Annotated in this window: 1 protein-coding gene and 1 pseudogene; both read left to right on the top strand. The window is 65.1% G+C overall.

What is annotated here, in order from left to right; translation table 11 throughout:
* Positions 1 to 348, top strand: a pseudogene (locus tag E4Q23_RS23140) (hypothetical protein); the annotation flags it as partial.
* 5 nt (positions 349 to 353) lie between these two features.
* A partial coding sequence (locus tag E4Q23_RS23135) for a putative transposase (RefSeq protein ID WP_169068753.1) occupies positions 354 to 1,221 on the top strand: 868 nt, incomplete at its 3' end.

The following is a 1,221-nucleotide window of genomic DNA, read 5'->3' as shown; positions in this document are numbered from 1 at the left end:
GTCAAGCGGGCGTTGAAGCGCTATCGGCAAGAGGGGCCGAAAGGTTTCTATGTTCCGCCGCGGCGTCGTGGTCCGGCGGTGCTGACGGCCGAGGTGTTGAAGCAGGCGCAGGCCCTGTTGGACGACGGACAGACGGTGCCCAGCGTGGCGGCAGAGCTGGGGATCAAAAGCGACACCCTGTCGAAAGCGGTGCGCGCCGGGCGGCTGCATGTTGCGGCGGCGAAAGGGACCTGCGCGCTCGTCGCGAGCACCAAAAGCGAGCGGAGCGCACTCGACAGCACCGCTCCGATGGGGGGTTGGGGCCAGCAACGTGGAAGCCCGGGTGGCGGCGAGCGGTGGGGGGGCTGAATGCGGTGCTCCCCCAGTTCCAGTTGGCCGTCGACGTGCCACGTGGCGGCGTGCTGTTTGCGCTGCCCGCCCTGCTGGCCGTTGGACTGCTCGAAGGAGCGGAGGGGCTTCCCCTGCCACCGGGCTACTATGGGATTGACAGTCTGTTGATGTTGATCGCTTTCATGGCCTTGGCGCGGCTGGAATCGGTCGAGTCCCTGCGCACTTGTGCGCCTGGCGAATGGGGCAAGCTGCTGGGTCTGGATCGGATTCCGGAAGTGCGCACCCTGCGCGAGAAGATTCAGCTCCTGAGTCAGGGGGATCAGGCCGAAAAATGGAGTGCCGATTTGTGTCGGCGCTGGATGGAAGCGGCGCCGACAGAAGCGGGCATCCTTTACATCGACGCGCATGTGCGGGTGTATTACGGCGAGCAGACCAAGCTGCCGCGCCACTACATCGCGCGGCAGCGGCTGTGCCAGCGGGCGACCGCCGATTACTGGGTCAACGCGATCGACGGACAACCCTTCTTTCGGGTCACGCAAGCCGTCGATCCCGGCCTGATCAAGGTCCTCGAGGGCGAGATTCTGCCCCGTCTGGAACGGGATATCCCGGGCCAGCCGAGCGCCGAAGTGCTAGCAGCCGAACCGTTGCGCCATCGCTTCACCCTGGTCTTCGATCGCGAAGGCTATAGCCCGGAGTTGTTCAAACGCCTGAAGGTGCGTCGCATTGCCTGTCTCTCCTATCGCAAGTACCCCGGTGACGATTGGTCCGCCGAGGAGTTCGTCGACGGAACGGTCGAGCTGCGCAGCGGTGAACGGGTACGCATGCCACTCGCCGAACGGGGCACGCTTCTCGGTGGCGTGTTGTGGGTACGCGAGATACGCAAGCTCTGTG

It is taken from the genome of Candidatus Accumulibacter phosphatis (assembly GCF_012939955.1).
GTDB classification, from domain to species: domain Bacteria; phylum Pseudomonadota; class Gammaproteobacteria; order Burkholderiales; family Rhodocyclaceae; genus Accumulibacter; species Accumulibacter delftensis.
The sequence above is the reverse complement of the archived record's forward strand: the minus strand, read 5'-3'. Positions and strand labels throughout refer to the sequence as shown.